This is a genomic window from Brevundimonas sediminis, from assembly GCF_048799765.1.
Lineage (GTDB): Bacteria > Pseudomonadota > Alphaproteobacteria > Caulobacterales > Caulobacteraceae > Brevundimonas.
This window is the reverse complement of record NZ_JBLYQK010000012.1, coordinates 70,915-86,721: the sequence shown is the minus strand read 5'-3', so window position 1 is coordinate 86,721 and position 15,807 is coordinate 70,915. Positions and strand designations below refer to the sequence as shown.

The window sequence follows — 15,807 nt, the reverse complement described above, 5'->3', positions numbered from 1 at the left end:
GATCGGCGTCGGCGCCCCGGAACCAGTCCTCCGAGGGCCAGGGTCCGCCGAGCTCGCCGACAAAGGGCTCGCCGCCTCGGCGAGTCTCGCCCCGCAGCAGGCCGGCGGACGCCCCCCGGGGCGGGGCGGATCGCGCGGCGGAATCGGCAGCTATGGCGTGGTCGCCGAGAGCGGCTACTTCAACCTGCCGCAGCCGGTGAAGTCCGCCGACGTCAACATCGATCAAAGGGTCAGCGCCGAGGAATGGGCCGCCGCCACCCGGCGCTGGTTCCTGGCGCTGGACACGGACCGGGACGGCAAGCTGACCCTGGCCACCCTGCCGATGACCCCGGCCCAAGCCGCGGCCGCGCGACGGCGCTAGCCTCGGTCGAGACGGGTTCAGTCGAGGCGGGGCTTGCCCCGCCCGCTCTTGATCGTGGATCGCTTGGCCTTGCCCTCCAGCCGCCGCTCCTTCGAGGCGCGGGTGGGTTTGGTCGGCACGCGATAGACCGGCCGGATCGAGGCCTGATCGACCAGCTCCTGCAACCGGCCGACCGCGTCGGCCCGGTTGCGCTCCTGGGTGCGGAAGCGGACGGCGGTGATCAATATCTCGCCGTTCAGGGTCGCCCGGCTGCCCGCCAGCTTGAGCAGCCGTTCGCGCACCGGATCGGTCAGGGACGGGGAGTTGCGGGCGTCGAAGCGCAGCTGGACGCTGGTCGAGACCTTGTTGACGTTCTGACCGCCCGGCCCGCCCGCGCGAAAGAAGCGGAACTCCAGCTCGTCCTCGGGGATGACGGTCATGTCAGCACAGCGGGCCGGGCCGCCATCTCGTCACCGGAAGCTCGGGATCCGTGACGTCGAGGGTGAACGAAAACATCGCGCAAACGCGAGGATGGGGAAATACGCCCGTTTGAACGAAGGCTTCGCTTCCATCTCCGTTCAAGAGCGGCAGCGTCATGACAACCATTACCCGATCGTACGGCACAGACCGGGCCAACTTGTCCACGTCATTGGCCCAGGTCGCTTCGGCAATGGCCTCAGCAGTGTGCGGTATGCCCTGCGCGTCAAGGAAGGATCGGAGGGATTCGCAGGCCTCGACGGCGCCGATCGGTTGCGTCGTGTTGATCTTCTCAACGAAAGCAGGGTCGATCGGGCTCTCGTCAGCATCGACAGGCTGATCCCTATGGCTCGGCCATCCTTGCGCGGTTGGGCTGAATACGTAGCGGTCCGGGCTTCGGGCAAGAAACCGCTCCACGTACCTGACGGCGACCGGGCAGCCCTCCGGCTCGGAGGAGGCCTGCTCACCGAAGGTCATCGCTGACGCCGCGAGAAGTTCCATGATCATGTTGTGCTGACCCTATCCCAGCGCCCGCCTGGCGACCACCACCGCCCTGTCCAGCGCCTGCAGGAAGTTGGAGCGGTCCTTCGGGCCGAAGGGCGGCGGGCCGGAGGTCTGCAGGCCCATGGAGCGCATATGCTCGCCGACCATCCGCCCGGCCAGCGCCGAGCCGATGGAGTCGGGGGTGAAGGGCGTGCCGTTGGACTTGATCGCCTGCGCCCCCGCCTGAAGGCAGCGGTCGGCGAGAGGGATGTCCTGGGTGATGACGATATCGCCCTTGCCCGCCCGTTCGGCGATCCAGTCGTCGGCGATGTCCGGCCCGGCGTCGACCACCACCTGCTCGATCCACGGATCGCGGCGGGTGTTGATCCAGCCGTTGGAGACCACGAACACCTTCAGCCCGTAGCGTTCGGCCACGCGATAGACCTCGTCCTTCACCGGGCAGGCGTCGGCGTCGATGAAGATACGGGGAAGGGGCATAAGGGAGTAGGGCTTAGGGAGTAGGAATTAGGAGCTCTGGGCGAACCCTTAGCACGACCTCCCTACGCCCTACTCCCTACTCCCTAATTCCTCAGCGGCCGTAGGCCGGCGGCATCGCGCCTTCGCCGCCGTCGCGGTAGCGGTCGCGCAGCAGGAACTGGCGGCTGGTCGGGGCCTGCTCCTGACCGTTGACCCAGATCTGCTCGGCGTTGCTGAGCGGCTCCAGCGGGTCGCCGGACCAGATGACCACGTCGGCGGCGGCGCCGGGGCGCAGTTCGCCGAACTGGCCGGCCGCGCCGAAGATGCGCGCCGGATTGACCGTGATCGCCGCGATCGCCGCCTCATAGGGCAGGCCGTGCGAGACGGCGTTGCCGGCGTTGTAGCGGGTCTCGCGGGCGCGGTGGGTCGAGCCCTCATTGCCCTTGATGGCGATGGTCACCCCGGCGGCGTTCAGGGCGGCGGCATTCTGCATCCGCGCGGCGCGGATCTCGAAATTGCCCGGCAGGTTGGAGATGGGATTCAGCAGGACCGGCACGCCGGCGGCGGCGATCTGGTCGGCGACCAGCCAGCCCTCCTCGGCGCCGTCGAGGATGATGCGAATCCCTTCTTCCTTCGCCAGTCGCAGCACCTGCTGGATGTCCGAAGCGCGGCGGGCGGTGACGATCAGGGGCATGGTCCCGTTGGCGACGGGGATCAGCGCCTCCAGATCGGCGCGCGACAGGCTGAGTTCGCGCAGGCCGCCCCGGTCATAGCCGGCACGGTTGCGGGCGTAGAGGCGAACCTCCGCCAGGGTTTCCCTGAACTGGGTGAACTCGGCCCCGCGGGCGCCGCCGGCGACCCGGCCGCCGGCCTCGCCGAAGGGCGCCACCTGGGCCACGCGGGCGCGGACGAGGATGTCGTTGCCCGAGGCCAGATGGATGATCGAGGCCTGGCCGGCGAACAGGCTTGGCGACTGCAGCCCGTGCTGGACCCCGGCGAAGTCGGAATCGTCGTGGGCGTGGGCGCCGCCGCCCCCGCCGCCGTGGCTGGGGGTCACAATGGCGCGGGTGATGCCGCCGAGGCGGGCCACCGGCAGGGTGAAGGACCAGGGATCGAGGCCGTAGGAGACGTCGAACGACGCGCTGATGGAGTTGGCGCCGTTGGCCAGATCATTGGTGCCGTTGACCGATCCGACCTCGCTGCCGGCGAGGCCCGAGTCGACCGCGACGAAGCCGGGGGCGACCACCTTGCCGCGGGCGTCGATGATCCGGGCGCCCGAGGGGGCGGCCCCGGTCCCGACCGAGACGACCCGGCCATTCTGGATGACCACCGTGCCGTTCTCGATAACCGAGGTTCCGGTCAGGACCCGACCGCCGGTGATGGCGGTCAGCTCCTGGGCGGCGGTGGGAGAGGCGAGGGCGACGACCGAGGCGGCCGCGAGGATGAGGCTCTTGAGGCGCATCAGCGGGCTCCCTGCGGCACGTTGGCGGCGCGCAGGCCGTAGCCCGGCTGACCCAGTTCGAAGTCGGACACCGGCTGGTAGGCCGGGTTGTTGCGGTCGAAGGCCAGGCCGCCGTCGACATAGACCTGGTCGGCGCGGGCGTAGATCGAGAAGGGATCGGCGCTCCAGATCACCACGTCGGCGCGCTTGCCGGCTTCGAGCGAGCCGGTCTGGTCGGCGATGCCGAGCGACCGGGCCGGGTTCAGGGTGATCCAGCTGATCGCCCGCTCCTCCGGGATATCCATGCCGATGCGGCGGCCGGCGGCGAGGGCGGCGGCGGCCTCCTGATTGAGGCGCTGGGTCAGTTCGGCGTCGTCCGAGTGGATGACGGCGCACGAGCCCGGCTGGGCGTCGACGAGGGCGGCGTTGGCCTCGACCGCGTCGAGCGCCTCCATCTTGAAGCCCCACCAGCCGGTCCACATGTCGGCGCAGATGCCTTCACGGGCCAGCTGCGGCGCCAGCTTGTAGGCCTCGATGGCGTGGTGGAAGGCGGTGATGCGGAAGCCGAATTCCTTCGACAGGTCGATCATCATCGCCATCTCGTCGGCGCGGTAGCAGTGGTTCTGGATCAGGATCGAGCCGTCCAGAACGCCCGCGAGGGTCTCGAGCTGCAGGTTGCGGGTCGGGGGCGAGCCCTCGCCGGACTGGCGCCAGCGATCCCATTTGTCCTTGTAGTCGCGCGCGGCGATGAAGGCGGCGCGATAGCCGGCCATATTGCCCATGCCCGTCGCCGGGCTCTGGTTGCGCGAGCCGTAGACGCGCGACGGGTTCTCGCCGCAGGCCATCTTCAGGCCGTAGGGGGCGCCGGGCATCTTCATGCCCTGCATGGTCACCGACGGAATGTTGCGCACGGTCACGCCGCGACCGCCGAACAGGTTGGCCGAACCGGGCAGGATCTGGAGGGTGGTCACCCCGCCCGCGCGGGCGGCGTTGAAGCCCGGGTCCTGGGGCCACAGGCTGTGCTCGGCCCAGACCTGGGCGGTGTTGGGGTTGGTGGCCTCGTTGCCGTCGCTCATCCCCTGCACGCCCGGCGAGGGATAGACGCCGAGGTGGGAGTGAACGTCGATGATGCCAGGGGTCACGAAGCGGCCGTTGGCCTGCACCGTGCGATAGCCGGCCGGGATGGCGGTCGAGGCGTCGCCGACGGCGGCCACGCGCCCGTCGGTGACCACGACCACGCCGTTCTCGAACTTGCGGCCCGCGCCGTCCAGCACGGTGCCGCCGACGATGGCGAAATTCTCGCGCGGCAGGCCGCGATAGGTCGACGGATAGGGATCCGGGTTGGCGGCGTAGTCCAGACCGGTCGGCAGGGCGGCGCGGGCGCGCGGCGCGGCGGCGGTCTCTGTCTGCGCGTCGGCGCTGCCGGTGGTGGCGCAGGCCCCGAGGGCCAGCACGGCGATGGCGGCGAGGCTCGGGCCTGCCAGACGGCGAAGTCTCATGAAAAGCTCCCCTGTGCGCCTGCGGGCGCGAACTCGGGGCGGATTACAGGGGTGAGTTCACCGCCGCGACAAGGCCCGAAACATTACAAGTCTGTAAGGCGCGCTTTCACTTCGGGTTCGGACAGTCCGGCGATGGACAGCATCTTCGTCCGCGACTGCCCGCCGCGCTCCAGCGTGACGGAGGATTTGGGGACGCCGAGGGTTTTCGCGATCAGCTTGATGAGAGCGGTGTTGGCCTCGCCCTCGACGGGCCGGGCGCGGACCCGGACCTTGAGGACGGGGCGTCCGTCCACGTCCACATCCCAGCCGTCGATGCGATCAGCCGAGGCGCCGGGGGTGAGACGGATGGGGAGGGTGGTCATGGCGATGGGAAGACCGTCTACGCCTAGTCGTCTTCGACGACGCCGAACACGAAAGCCAGTTTATGGTCGAGCCCAAGGATCGCTCCCCCGACCCCTTCGCCATCCACATATGGCCCGGAGAAGTCGACCATGTGCGTCCTACCTTTCCATGGCTCGCCCGCTCGCAAAGGGTCCCACTTCCGGCCCCGCCGGGAGACCTGCCAGATCCCGACCGAGAAGAATCTGGCGCCCTCACTCAATTCCTCGAAGCCAAACTCGACATCGTTCAGCAAGGCGATTGCCTCTGCACGACCGATGCCGTGGTTCAGGGAATGCGCCGCCAACAAGCTCAGCCAAGCCGTAGCATCCTCACGACTGAGCTCACGAACTTCCCTGCCTGACGGCCTGTAGGAGAGTCTCTCGAAAAGCGCTTCGTGGCCTGCGTCGGCCGGCGCGGCGCCACACCAAATTGTCGCGTTGGGGCGAATCCGTGAGAGCGTTTCCAGTAAGGCATTCAGGCGGTTCATCGCCAAATGTTGGCAGACGCCACTTGGTCACCACAAGCCTCTGAGGCCGCGACCGCTTCTCTCGAACAAAGAAAAGGCGCGGCCCCTTCCGGAACCGCGCCTTCTTCATTCAGCCTGTGAAACCCCTCAGCCGAGGGCCTTCATCAGCTCCGGCACTGCCGTCTTGTAGTCGGCGACCAGGCCGAAGTCGGCGACCTGGAAGATCGGGGCGTCGGGGTCCTTGTTGATCGCGGCGATCACCTTGGAATCCTTCATGCCGGCGAGGTGCTGGATGGCGCCCGAGATGCCGATGGCGAGGTAGAGCTGCGGGGCGACGACCTTGCCGGTCTGGCCGACCTGATAGTCGTTGGGGGCGTAACCCGCGTCGACCGCCGCGCGCGAGGCGCCGACGGCGGCGCCCAGCTTGTCGGCCAGCGGATCCATCACGGCGTGGAACTCTTCCGCCGAACCCAGGGCGCGACCACCCGAGACGACGATCTTCGCGGCGCCCAGTTCCGGGCGGTCCGACTTGACCATCTCTTCCGAGACGAAGGTCGTCTTCGAGGCGTCGGCGCCGGTCACCGTCTCGACCGAGGCCGAACCGCCCTCAGCGGCGGCGGCGAAGGCGGTCGGACGGACGGTGATGACCTTCTTCGCATCCGACGACTGGACGGTCTCCAGCGCGTTGCCCGCGTAGATCGGGCGCACGAAACTATCAGACGAAAGGACCTCGACGATGTCCGAGATCGGGGCGGTGTCGAGCTTGGCGGCCAGGCGCGGGGCGAAATTCTTGCCGTCCGTGTTGGCCGGGGTCAGCACGGCGTCGTAGCCGGCGGCCAGCGGCAGGACGGTGGCCTCGACGGCCTCGGCCAGCATCTTGCCCAGACCGGCGCTCTCGGCCAGCAGGACCTTGCGGACGCCCGCGATCTTCGCGGCGGCGTCGGCGACGCCCTTGGCGCCCTGACCGAGGACCAGAACGTCCACGTCCTTCGACACGGCGAGGGCGGCGGTGACGGTCTTGTGGGTGGTGTCGCGGACGGTCGAACCGTCGTGATCAGCGATGACGAGAACGGCCATTACAGGACCCCCGCGGACTTGAGCTTGGAAACCAGTTCGGCGGTGTCAGCCACCTTCACGCCGGCCGACCGCTTGGGCGGCTCGGTGACCTTGAGCACCTTCAGGCGCGGCGCGACGTCGACGCCGTAGTCGGCGACCGCCTTGGTGGCGATCTCCTTCTTCTTGGCCTTCATGATGTTGGGCAGGGAGGCGTAGCGCGGGGTGTTCAGGCGCAGGTCCACCGAGACCACCGCCGGGAGTTCCGCCGCCACGGTCTGCAGGCCGCCGTCGACTTCGCGCGTGACAGTCGCCTTGCCGCCGCCGATCTCCAGCTTGCCGGCGAAGGTCGCCTGCGGCCAGTCGAGCAGGGCCGCCAGCATCTGGCCGACCGCATTGTTGTCGCCGTCGATCGACTGCTTGCCCAGCAGGACCAGATCCGGCTTCTCCTCGTCGACCACCGCCTTCAGAACCTTGGCGACGGCCAGCGGCTCGAGGTCGGCGTCCGACTGGACCAGGATGCCACGGTCCGCGCCCATGGCCAGGGCGGTGCGGATGGTCTCCTGGGCCTGGGTCACGCCGATGGAGACGACGACGATCTCGGTCGCGGTCCCGGCGGCATGGTGCTCCTTGCCTTCCTTGAGCCGGACAGCCTCCTCGACGGCGATTTCGTCGAAGGGATTCATGCTCATTTTGACGTTGGCGAGATCGACGCCGGTCTGGTCCGCCTTCACGCGGGCCTTGACGTTGGAGTCGATCACCCGTTTGACGGGGACAAGAACCTTCATTGCGCTATCCACAAAGTCGCCGGAATGATGGGTCAGGGAATAGGTACGCCGCCCCCGCCCTGTCAACGTAACGCGGCGTCAACACACCGGACCACGGAAAGCTCCAGATGCACCGCCTTTTGACGATGAAACGGCTCAGCGTGCTGTTTCTGTGCACCTTTGCGGTGCTGGTCGGCGCCACCTTCGCCTGGCAGGCGCTGGTGAAGGCGCCGGGAGATCGCTGCATCGCGGACGGCGGCTGGTGGGACCCGGAGCAGGCGGTGTGCGCCCAGCCGCTGTCGATCGCCGAGATCGAGGGCATCACGGGACGCAGGCCGGGCGAAACCCGCGCCGAGGCCTCGGACCGCAAGAACCGCGAACTGATCGAGATCGAGGACCGTCTGCAGGCCGAGCAGGCCGCCCGGGACGCCGACGCCGAGCGCCAGCGTCAGGCCCTGGCCGCCGAACGCGGTCGCTGACGCCGCTCAGCGCGTCGCGCCGGGCTTCCACTTGATGTCCCCCGCGCCGTTGGCGTTGGCGCGGCGGGCGGCGCAGAACAGGTGATCCGACAGGCGGTTCAGATACCGCATCGCGGCCTCGTTCACGGCCTCCCCGCTCTCGACCAGACGCACCGCGTCCCGCTCGGCCCGACGGGCGACCGTCCGGGCCAGGTGCAGATGCGCCGACAGGGGCGCGCCGCCGGGCAGGATGAAGCTGTCCAGCGCCTTCAGGCTCTCGTTCATCCAGTCGATCTCCTGCTCCAGTCGCTCGACCTGGCTGTCGAGGATGCGCAGGGCCTCCCAGGCCGGCGCGGGCTCCGACGGGGTGGCCAGATCAGCGCCCAGATCGAACAGCTCGTTCTGGATGCGGCCCAGCATGGCGTCGATGCGGTCATTCTGGCCCGAATGCAGCCGGGCCACGCCGAGGACCGCGTTCAGCTCGTCCACCGCCCCCAGGGCCGCGACACGGGCGTCGGTCTTGGAAACGGTCGCGCCGGACGCCAGCCGCGTCCGGCCCCCGTCTCCGGTCTTCGTATAGATGCGGTTGAGCACGACCATCGGACTCAGCCCCCGTGCGTGGACTTCCACCACAGGCCCGTGACCAGCAGGATGACCGCCACCGCCTGCAGGGCGACGCGAAGCCGCATCAGCTTGTTGGAGCGCGAGCGGGCCTCGGGGCCGTCCTTGTAGAGCTGGCGCAGGCCCAGGGCGAGGGTCACCGCCACGGACAGGACGGCGACAAGGATGAGGATGTCGAACAGGTTCATGTCGCGGTTCTAGGCCTCCGGACCGGCGCGCGCCATAGCGTGGACGGGCGCACACAGCGCGTCTGAAGCTATGTTAACGCTGATCGTAGACGAGGTTGGTCATCTTTGTGCGCCACGGTTCCCGCCTGTCCAGGGGCCTGAATGACCGACCGCGCGATCCGAAATCTGGCCCATCTGCGGCGCTCGGCCTCGACCGCGCGCGTGCTCAACCTGTTGAAGGTGGCCACGGAGCACGCCCATGAGCCGGACTGGCGGGCGCGCCCGATCTTCCGCACCCCGGCGCTGAACAGCGCCCTGATCATCAAGCACCGCCTGCGTCGGGACGAACTCGACGCCTTTCACCTGCGACGCCAGGTCGCGACCAAGGTGGTCATCCCGATCGACGCCGACGACCTGAAGACCGGCGGCCGTTTCGTCTTCGTGGACCAGCGCGGGTTCGAGAAGATGATGCAGGAGACGTTCGGACTGGATGCGGACCACCCCGATCTGGGGACGCTGCGGCTGATGGACGCCCTGCCCTCGCTGGACCCCTTCCTGCTGCGCGAGCAGCTGAAGCGGGCGGGGATCGAGCCGGCCGCCTGCTATTTCTCGATCAGCGACGGCGACCTGCTCCGCATGATGCAGTTCGTGGAGGCCGAGATCCGGCCCCTGGTCACGCTCAGCCTGGGCGGAGGGATCGAGGCCGTCGGCTCGACCCGTCGGCTGGCCGGCAAGATCCTGTCCAACGATCCGGGCGATCGCATGGAAGCGCTGCGCCAGACCCTGCATCTGAAGGCGGACGAGTATCAGGAGGGCATCTTCTGCTGGAAGGGATTCCTCTACTACAAATGGGTCCTGACCAGCCTGATGACCGACGTCGCCGGGGTCGCCGACGCCGTCGCGACGGTGCGGCCGCTGGGCAAGGTCGACGCCAATGCGAAGGCGTATCTGGATCGGGGCCGTCAGGTGCTCCGCGACCGGATCGTCACCGTCTGCGATGACGCCTCCCGGACCCTGCGCATCTATGACGACGCCTATGCGGCCCTGACCGAGGACTCGCGTCCCGGCGCCTTCCGGGACTTCCTGCTCCAGGCGCCGCGGCTGTTCACGCGCCTCGGCGAGCAGCTGGGCGCCATCCAGCATGTCGTCAGCTTCTGGCGCTTCCGTTTCAGCCCGGGCGCCGCGCCCGTGGGGGTCGACGAGCTGATCGACGTCTTCATGGATTTCGAGACCGGCCTCGCCGACCGCAACCAGGACCTGGGCCAGCTCTATCTGGCCGCCTGATGTGACAAGGGCCGGAGGCGCGTCGCGCTCCCGGCCCCTGCAACGTCCTGATCCGTCCACGTCGCGACCCGTCGCCGGGTCGCGCGCGGACCTTCAGCGCCATCAATAACGATAGTGCTCCGGCTTGAACGGACCTTCGACCGGGACATTGATGTAGTCGGCCTGTTCCGGGTTCAGCACGGTCAGCTTCGCGCCCAGCTTGGCCAGGTGCAGGAAGGCGACCTTCTCGTCCAGGTGCTTGGGCAGGGTGTAGACCGCGTTCCCGTATTTGGCGGCGTTGGTCCACAGCTCGATCTGGGCCAGGGTCTGGTTGGTGAAGGACGCCGACATCACGAAGGACGGGTGGCCCGTGGCGTTGCCCAGGTTCACCAGACGGCCTTCCGACAGCAGGATGATCTTCTTGCCGTCCGGGAACTCGATGTGGTGGACCTGATCCTTGATCTTGTCCCACTTGAAGTTCTTCAGGCCCGCGACCTGAATTTCGCTGTCGAAGTGGCCGATGTTGCAGACGATGGCGTTGTTCCGCATCGCGCGCATGTGCTCGACGCGGATGACGTCCTTGTTGCCGGTGGTGGTGACGAAGATGTCGGCCTTGTCGGCGACGTCCTCGAGGGTCTGCACCTCATAGCCTTCCATCGCCGCCTGCAGGGCGCAGATCGGATCGATTTCGGTGACGATCACGCGGGCGCCGCCGTTGCGCAGCGAGGCCGCCGAGCCCTTGCCCACGTCGCCGTAGCCGCAGACCACCGCGACCTTGCCCGACAGCATGACGTCGGTGCCGCGACGGATCGCATCGACCAGCGACTCCCGGCAGCCGTACAGGTTGTCGAACTTGGACTTGGTGACGCTGTCGTTGACGTTGATCGCCGGGAACGGCAGCTCGCCGCGCTCGGCCATCTGGTACAGGCGGTGCACGCCCGTGGTGGTCTCTTCCGACACGCCGCCGATGGCGTCGCGGATGGCCGAGTAGAAGCCCGGCTTCTCCTTCAGATAGCGCTTCATCACCGAGAAGAGGGCTTCCTCTTCCTCGTTGGTCGGGTTGTCGAGGACGGAGGGGTCCTTTTCGGCCTTCGGGCCCAGAACGCAGAGCAGGGTCGCGTCGCCGCCGTCGTCGAGGATCAGGTTCGGATAGCCGCCGTCCGCCCATTCGAAGATCTTGTGGGCGTAGTCCCAGTACTCGACCAGGGTCTCGCCCTTGAAAGCGAAGACCGGCGTGCCGGCGGCGGCGATGGCGGCCGCGGCGTGGTCCTGGGTCGAGAAGATGTTGCACGACGCCCAGCGGACTTCCGCGCCGAGCGCTTCCAGCGTCTGGATCAGCACGGCGGTCTGGATGGTCATGTGCAGGCTGCCGGCGATCCGCGCGCCCTTCAGCGGCTGGGCGGCGCCGTATTCGGCGCGCAGGGCCATCAGACCGGGCATTTCGGTCTCGGCGATGGCGATTTCCTTGTTGCCGAAGTCGGCGAGCGAGATGTCGCGGACGATATAGTCGGTCATGGGTCGGTCCTGATCGAAGGTTTGCCGGGCGTATAGACCGACACCGCCCTTATCGCAAGAAACCCATAAGGATATCCTTATATCCACACCCGAACTAAGGGGAATCCCTTGGGCTCGCGTTAACGCTGATGGAACAGGGGTTTGATAGCCAACTAAGGTTCTTCAACGAGACGACACATGTCCAGCGACCCCCTGAGCCGGCGTTTGGCCTTCATGAACCTCGGGGCGCCGTCTGACGCCTACCGGTCCATCGCCCCGGTGCTGCGAGACGCACTTCCGGGCGCGCTCGACGCCTTCTACGACCGGGTGCGGGCCACGCCCGAAATGCGGCGGTTCTTCCGGGACGAAAGCCATATCTCGAGCGCCAACGCCGCCCAGCAAACGCACTGGCAAGCGATCGTCGAGGGGCGGATTGACGCCGATTACGGTCAGTCCGTGCGCACCATCGGGCGGGTCCATGCCCGCATCGGCCTGGAGCCGAGCTGGTATATCGGCGGCTACAGCGTGCTTCTGGCCCGACTGATCGACCGGGTCACGCAACGTCCCAGGAAGTGGACGGAGAAGAGCGCCGACCATGATCGCATCACGGCCGTCGCGGTCGCCGAACTGACCCAGCGGGTGATGCTGGATATGGATCTGGCCATCTCCACCTATCTGGAGGCCCTCGCCGAAGAGCGCGAACGCAGCGAGGCCGCCCGCGCGGAGGCGGAAGCCGAACAGGCCCGCGTCGTCACCATCGTCGGTCAGGCCCTGACGGGTCTGTCGCACGGAAATCTGGCCTCGACCGTGGAGGAGGTCTTCCCGGACGCCTATCGCCCCCTGCGCGACGATTTCAACGCCGCCGTCAGCCAGCTCAACCGGGCCATGGGCGCGGTGTCGGACAACGCCGGCGCCATCCAGTCCGGCTCCAGCGAGATCAGCCAGGCCGCCGACGACCTGTCCCGCCGGACCGAGCAGCAGGCCGCCTCGCTGGAGGAGACGGCCGCCGCCCTGGACCAGATCACCGCCACCGTGAACAAGACCGCCTCGGGCGCCCGCCAGGCCTCGGACGTGGTGCAGGGCGCGCGCGGCGACGCCGAGACCTCGGGCGTGGTCGTCCGCGACGCCGTGGCCGCGATGAGCGCCATCGAGCAGTCGTCCAGCCAGATCAGCCAGATCATCGGCGTGATCGACGAGATCGCCTTCCAGACCAATCTGCTGGCCCTGAACGCCGGGGTCGAGGCCGCCCGCGCGGGCGACGCCGGCCGCGGCTTCGCGGTCGTCGCCTCGGAAGTCCGGGCCCTGGCCCAGCGCTCGGCCGAGGCCGCCAGGGAGATCAAGACCCTGATCTCCGCGTCGAGCGGACAGGTGGCGTCCGGCGTCGACCTGGTCGGCCAGACGGGCGAGGCGCTGGAGCGGATCGTCAACCGCGTCGCCGAGATCGACGAACTGGTGTCTGAAATCGCCGCCTCGGCCCAGGAACAGGCCGTCGGCCTGCAGCAGGTCAACACCGCCATCAACCAGATGGACCAGGTCACCCAGCAGAACGCGGCCATGGTCGAGCAGACCACCGCCGCCAGCCATGCCCTGTCCCAGCAGGCGGAAAGCCTGTCCCGCTCCGTCGGCCGGTTCCAGCTGGCGGTGCAGGACCGGACCGCCCCCGTCCGCTACGCCGCCTGACCTCCGCGCCGCCGCCCGCGCGAAGGCGGGCGCCGGCGATCCGGGCGGAAAGTCACCGCGTGTAGTAGTAGTCCGCGATCTGGCAGACGTTGATGCGCATCCGCGTCAGCTCCTGACCGTTGGTGAAACGGGCCTTGAAATCGTACAGGCAGCCGCCGTTTCCGTCGTCGATGTTCATGGTCACGCTGGAGCCGTTGGCCAGGACGCTCGAACCCAGCATGTCTTCCTGCCAGTCGTCGATGCGGGAGTCCGAGGCGTAGAAATGGGTCATGGTCCAGCCGGTCTGGTTGTGGACACGGACCCGGCGGTTCTGGCCGTCGCGGGACTGCACCACGATGGTGGCCGTCGGCTGGACGGCGATGCGGGGCTCCGCGGCGGTGGTCGCCGGGACGGTTGCGATAGCCGCGGCCAGAAGGGCGACGCCGGCGACGATGTTGAGGCTCTTGTGCATGTGGTTTCTCCCCGGGGCCGATCCCCGGCTCCGATAACGCTGTCATGCGCCGGGATTTCACCTGTGTCGCCTGACGGCCCCTGACGACTGAATCGTGCAAGGGGCTTGCGGGCCGGGGGGTGTTTCCCATATCGGCGTCAATCCCCGGAAAACCCCGCAAAGCGTGGGGCTTTCCATAAATCCCCAAGACCCTGAAATCGGGGGCAGTCACGCGCGGCGCTTCGCTTTAAAAGGCCGCCGCACCGCCCGCTGAGATGGAGTGAGAGACTAGAGCATGGCCAAGATCATCGGCATCGACCTGGGCACGACCAACTCGTGCGTCGCCGTCATGGACGGCAAGAACCCCAAGGTCATCGAGAACGCGGAAGGCAACCGCACCACCCCGTCGATCGTCGCGATCCAGGACGGCGGCGAAGTGCTGGTGGGCCAGCCCGCCAAGCGTCAGGCCGTGACCAACCCGACCAACACCTTCTTCGCCATCAAGCGCCTGATCGGCCGCGCCTTCAGCGATCCGGTGGTCGCGAAGGACAAGGACATGGTCCCCTACGACATCGTCAAGGGACCGACCGGCGACGCCTGGGTGAAGGCCCACGGCAAGGACTACTCGCCGCAGCAGATCTCCGCCTACACCCTGGGCAAGATGAAGGAGGCCGCCGAGGCCTATCTGGGCGAGACCGTCACCCAGGCCGTCATCACCGTTCCGGCCTATTTCAATGACGCCCAGCGTCAGGCGACCAAGGACGCCGGCAAGATCGCCGGCCTGGAAGTCCTGCGCATCATCAACGAGCCGACCGCGGCCGCCCTGGCCTATGGCCTGGACAAGAACGACGGCCAGAAGATCGCCGTCTACGATCTCGGCGGCGGCACCTTCGACGTCTCGATCCTCGAGATCGGCGACGGCGTGTTCGAGGTGAAGTCGACCAACGGCGACACCTTCCTGGGCGGCGAGGACTTCGACCTGCGCCTCGTCGACTACCTGGCCGACGAGTTCAAGAAGGAGCAGGGCGTCGACCTGCGCTCGGACAAGCTGGCCCTGCAGCGCCTGAAGGAAGAGGCCGAAAAGGCCAAGAAGGAGCTGTCCTCGACCACCCAGTACGAGGTCAACCTGCCGTTCATCACCATGAACGCCTCGGGCCCGCTGCACCTGAACATCAAGCTGTCGCGCGCCAAGCTGGAAGCCCTGGTCGAGGACCTGGTCGCCCGCACCATCGAGCCGTGCAAGAAGGCCCTGGCCGACGCCGGCCTGAAGGCCTCGGACATCGACGAAGTGGTGCTGGTCGGCGGCATGACCCGCATGCCCAAGGTGCAGGAGGCCGTGAAGGCCTTCTTCGGCAAGGAGCCGCACAAGGGCGTGAACCCGGATGAGGTCGTGGCGCTCGGCGCTGCGGTGCAGGCCGGCGTTCTGCAGGGCGACGTCAAGGACGTGCTGCTGCTGGACGTGACCCCGCTGACCCTGGGCATCGAGACCCTGGGCGGCGTCTTCACCCCGCTGATCGAACGCAACACCACCATCCCGACCAAGAAGTCGCAGGTCTTCTCGACCGCCGACGACAACCAGTCGGCCGTCACCATCCGGGTCTTCCAGGGCGAGCGTCCGATGGCCGCCGACAACAAGGTGCTGGGTCAGTTCGACCTGATGGGCATCCCGCCCGCACCGCGCGGCATGCCGCAGATCGAGGTCGCCTTCGACATCGACGCCAACGGCATCGTGCACGTGACCGCCAAGGACAAGGCGACCAACAAGGAACAGTCGATCCGCATCCAGGCGAACGGCGGCCTGTCGGACGCCGACATCGACAAGATGGTCAAGGAAGCCGAGGCCAACGCCGCGGCGGACAAGGCCCGCAAGGAGCTGGTCGAGGCCCAGAACGGCGCCGACAGCCTGATCCACTCGACCGAAAAGGCCCTGTCGGAACACGGCGACAAGATCGGCGACGCCGACAAGACCGCCATCCAGTCGGCCCTCGACGACCTGAAGGCGGCCAAGGACGGATCCGATCCGGAAGCCATCCGCGAAAAGACCAACACCCTGGCCCAGGCCTCGATGAAGCTGGGTGAGGCCATGTACGCCGCCCAGAACAACGCCGACGCCTCGGCCTCGGCTGAACAGCCGGCCGACGACGGCGTGGTCGACGCCGAGTTCGAGGAAGTCTCGGACTCCGACGACAAGAAGAACGCGTAAGCCAAGGCTTGCGGCTGAACAAAATGGCCCCGCTTGTCCTGCGACGGGCGGGGCCTTTTCATGAAACTTGCATCACGGGATCGGGCGCCCATGTCAGCCCGGTCAGC

Annotated in this window: 17 protein-coding genes and 1 pseudogene; 5 read left to right on the top strand and 13 right to left on the bottom strand. The window is 67.8% G+C overall.

Going from position 1 to position 15,807, the window contains the following annotated elements; translation table 11 throughout:
- Positions 1–361, top strand: a pseudogene (locus ACLQ7T_RS09140) (hypothetical protein); the annotation flags it as partial.
- A 17-nt stretch (positions 362–378) separates the two neighbouring features.
- Here ACLQ7T_RS09140 and arfB read toward each other — a convergent pair.
- The 9 genes from arfB to ACLQ7T_RS09095 all read right to left on the bottom strand — a co-directional run bounded on the left by arfB (position 379) and on the right by ACLQ7T_RS09095 (position 7,405).
- The gene (arfB, locus tag ACLQ7T_RS09135) at positions 379–780 is read right to left on the bottom strand and encodes an alternative ribosome rescue aminoacyl-tRNA hydrolase ArfB (protein WP_420479144.1); all 402 of its coding nucleotides are present in this window, start codon (positions 778–780) and stop codon (positions 379–381) included.
- A 1-nt stretch (position 781) separates the two neighbouring features.
- Positions 782–1,324 carry a hypothetical protein gene (locus tag ACLQ7T_RS09130; protein ID WP_420479143.1) on the bottom strand — a complete coding sequence of 181 codons (543 nt, stop codon included), beginning with the start codon at positions 1,322–1,324 and terminating at the stop codon, positions 782–784.
- 12 nt (positions 1,325–1,336) lie between these two features.
- Positions 1,337–1,798, bottom strand: a complete 462-nt coding sequence (locus ACLQ7T_RS09125; protein WP_420479142.1) for a YaiI/YqxD family protein — start codon at positions 1,796–1,798, stop codon at positions 1,337–1,339.
- Positions 1,799–1,889: 91 nt separating this feature from the next.
- Entirely contained in the window at positions 1,890–3,239 is a 1,350-nt protein-coding gene (locus ACLQ7T_RS09120; protein ID WP_420479141.1) for an amidohydrolase family protein, read from the bottom strand.
- Positions 3,239–4,717 (bottom strand): amidohydrolase, encoded by a 1,479-nt coding sequence (locus ACLQ7T_RS09115; protein ID WP_420479140.1) that lies wholly within the window; start codon positions 4,715–4,717, stop codon positions 3,239–3,241. The genes ACLQ7T_RS09120 and ACLQ7T_RS09115 overlap by 1 nt, the downstream gene beginning before the upstream one ends.
- 83 nt (positions 4,718–4,800) lie before the next feature.
- Positions 4,801–5,079, bottom strand: a complete 279-nt coding sequence (locus tag ACLQ7T_RS09110) for a DUF167 domain-containing protein (protein WP_420479139.1) — start codon at positions 5,077–5,079, stop codon at positions 4,801–4,803.
- Positions 5,080–5,102: 23 nt separating this feature from the next.
- Complete coding sequence (locus ACLQ7T_RS09105; protein WP_420479138.1) at positions 5,103–5,585, bottom strand: hypothetical protein; 483 nt, start codon at positions 5,583–5,585, stop codon at positions 5,103–5,105.
- Positions 5,586–5,711: 126 nt separating this feature from the next.
- On the bottom strand, positions 5,712–6,641 hold the full coding sequence (locus tag ACLQ7T_RS09100; protein WP_420479137.1) for an electron transfer flavoprotein subunit alpha/FixB family protein: 930 nt from the start codon (positions 6,639–6,641) through the stop codon (positions 5,712–5,714).
- Entirely contained in the window at positions 6,641–7,405 is a 765-nt protein-coding gene (locus tag ACLQ7T_RS09095; protein ID WP_420479136.1) for an electron transfer flavoprotein subunit beta/FixA family protein, read from the bottom strand. Before ACLQ7T_RS09095 ends, ACLQ7T_RS09100 begins: the two co-directional genes overlap by 1 nt.
- Positions 7,406–7,530: 125 nt before the next feature.
- On the opposite strand from ACLQ7T_RS09095, the gene ACLQ7T_RS09090 reads away from it, so the two are divergent.
- Positions 7,531–7,863, top strand: coding sequence for a hypothetical protein (locus ACLQ7T_RS09090; protein WP_420479135.1), 333 nt, complete (start codon positions 7,531–7,533; stop codon positions 7,861–7,863).
- A gap of 6 nt (positions 7,864–7,869) precedes the next feature.
- On the opposite strand, the gene ACLQ7T_RS09085 is transcribed toward ACLQ7T_RS09090, so the two are convergent.
- The gene (locus ACLQ7T_RS09085; RefSeq protein ID WP_420479134.1) at positions 7,870–8,442 is read right to left on the bottom strand and encodes a cob(I)yrinic acid a,c-diamide adenosyltransferase; all 573 of its coding nucleotides are present in this window, start codon (positions 8,440–8,442) and stop codon (positions 7,870–7,872) included.
- 5 nt (positions 8,443–8,447) lie between these two features.
- A complete protein-coding gene (locus ACLQ7T_RS09080; RefSeq protein WP_420472008.1) occupies positions 8,448–8,651 on the bottom strand; it encodes a twin transmembrane helix small protein in 204 nt (67 codons plus the stop codon).
- Positions 8,652–8,792: 141 nt separating this feature from the next.
- On the opposite strand from ACLQ7T_RS09080, the gene ACLQ7T_RS09075 reads away from it, so the two are divergent.
- Complete coding sequence (locus ACLQ7T_RS09075) at positions 8,793–9,914, top strand: hypothetical protein (protein ID WP_420479133.1); 1,122 nt, start codon at positions 8,793–8,795, stop codon at positions 9,912–9,914.
- A gap of 102 nt (positions 9,915–10,016) precedes the next feature.
- Here the strand turns inward: ACLQ7T_RS09075 and ahcY are convergent, their stop codons facing one another.
- A complete protein-coding gene (gene ahcY / locus ACLQ7T_RS09070; protein ID WP_420472006.1) occupies positions 10,017–11,408 on the bottom strand; it encodes an adenosylhomocysteinase in 1,392 nt (463 codons plus the stop codon).
- 177 nt (positions 11,409–11,585) lie between these two features.
- On the opposite strand from ahcY, the gene ACLQ7T_RS09065 reads away from it, so the two are divergent.
- Positions 11,586–13,067, top strand: a complete 1,482-nt coding sequence (locus ACLQ7T_RS09065) for a methyl-accepting chemotaxis protein (protein WP_420479132.1) — start codon at positions 11,586–11,588, stop codon at positions 13,065–13,067.
- A gap of 52 nt (positions 13,068–13,119) precedes the next feature.
- Here the strand turns inward: ACLQ7T_RS09065 and ACLQ7T_RS09060 are convergent, their stop codons facing one another.
- Positions 13,120–13,518, bottom strand: a complete 399-nt coding sequence (locus ACLQ7T_RS09060) for a hypothetical protein (RefSeq protein ID WP_420479131.1) — start codon at positions 13,516–13,518, stop codon at positions 13,120–13,122.
- Between the two features lie 274 nt (positions 13,519–13,792).
- Here ACLQ7T_RS09060 and dnaK point away from each other — a divergent pair, with 274 nt between their 5' ends.
- Positions 13,793–15,700, top strand: coding sequence for a molecular chaperone DnaK (gene dnaK, locus ACLQ7T_RS09055; RefSeq protein ID WP_420479130.1), 1,908 nt, complete (start codon positions 13,793–13,795; stop codon positions 15,698–15,700).
- The last annotated feature ends 107 nt before the right edge of the window (positions 15,701–15,807 follow it).

What these genes read in the sequence shown, in the direction of transcription:
- arfB (WP_420479144.1), bottom strand. Translation starts at nt 780, where the DNA reads ATGACCGTCATCCCCGAGGACGAGCTGGAGTTCCGCTTCTTTCGCGCG.
- ACLQ7T_RS09130 (WP_420479143.1), bottom strand. Translation starts at nt 1,324, where the DNA reads ATGATCATGGAACTTCTCGCGGCGTCAGCGATGACCTTCGGTGAGCAG.
- ACLQ7T_RS09125 (WP_420479142.1), bottom strand. Translation starts at nt 1,798, where the DNA reads ATGCCCCTTCCCCGTATCTTCATCGACGCCGACGCCTGCCCGGTGAAG.
- ACLQ7T_RS09120 (WP_420479141.1), bottom strand. Translation starts at nt 3,239, where the DNA reads ATGCGCCTCAAGAGCCTCATCCTCGCGGCCGCCTCGGTCGTCGCCCTC.
- ACLQ7T_RS09115 (WP_420479140.1), bottom strand. Translation starts at nt 4,717, where the DNA reads ATGAGACTTCGCCGTCTGGCAGGCCCGAGCCTCGCCGCCATCGCCGTG.
- ACLQ7T_RS09110 (WP_420479139.1), bottom strand. Translation starts at nt 5,079, where the DNA reads ATGACCACCCTCCCCATCCGTCTCACCCCCGGCGCCTCGGCTGATCGC.
- ACLQ7T_RS09105 (WP_420479138.1), bottom strand. Translation starts at nt 5,585, where the DNA reads ATGAACCGCCTGAATGCCTTACTGGAAACGCTCTCACGGATTCGCCCC.
- ACLQ7T_RS09100 (WP_420479137.1), bottom strand. Translation starts at nt 6,641, where the DNA reads ATGGCCGTTCTCGTCATCGCTGATCACGACGGTTCGACCGTCCGCGAC.
- ACLQ7T_RS09095 (WP_420479136.1), bottom strand. Translation starts at nt 7,405, where the DNA reads ATGAAGGTTCTTGTCCCCGTCAAACGGGTGATCGACTCCAACGTCAAG.
- ACLQ7T_RS09090 (WP_420479135.1), top strand. Translation starts at nt 7,531, where the DNA reads ATGAAACGGCTCAGCGTGCTGTTTCTGTGCACCTTTGCGGTGCTGGTC.
- ACLQ7T_RS09085 (WP_420479134.1), bottom strand. Translation starts at nt 8,442, where the DNA reads ATGGTCGTGCTCAACCGCATCTATACGAAGACCGGAGACGGGGGCCGG.
- ACLQ7T_RS09080 (WP_420472008.1), bottom strand. Translation starts at nt 8,651, where the DNA reads ATGAACCTGTTCGACATCCTCATCCTTGTCGCCGTCCTGTCCGTGGCG.
- ACLQ7T_RS09075 (WP_420479133.1), top strand. Translation starts at nt 8,793, where the DNA reads ATGACCGACCGCGCGATCCGAAATCTGGCCCATCTGCGGCGCTCGGCC.
- ahcY (WP_420472006.1), bottom strand. Translation starts at nt 11,408, where the DNA reads ATGACCGACTATATCGTCCGCGACATCTCGCTCGCCGACTTCGGCAAC.
- ACLQ7T_RS09065 (WP_420479132.1), top strand. Translation starts at nt 11,586, where the DNA reads ATGTCCAGCGACCCCCTGAGCCGGCGTTTGGCCTTCATGAACCTCGGG.
- ACLQ7T_RS09060 (WP_420479131.1), bottom strand. Translation starts at nt 13,518, where the DNA reads ATGCACAAGAGCCTCAACATCGTCGCCGGCGTCGCCCTTCTGGCCGCG.
- dnaK (WP_420479130.1), top strand. Translation starts at nt 13,793, where the DNA reads ATGGCCAAGATCATCGGCATCGACCTGGGCACGACCAACTCGTGCGTC.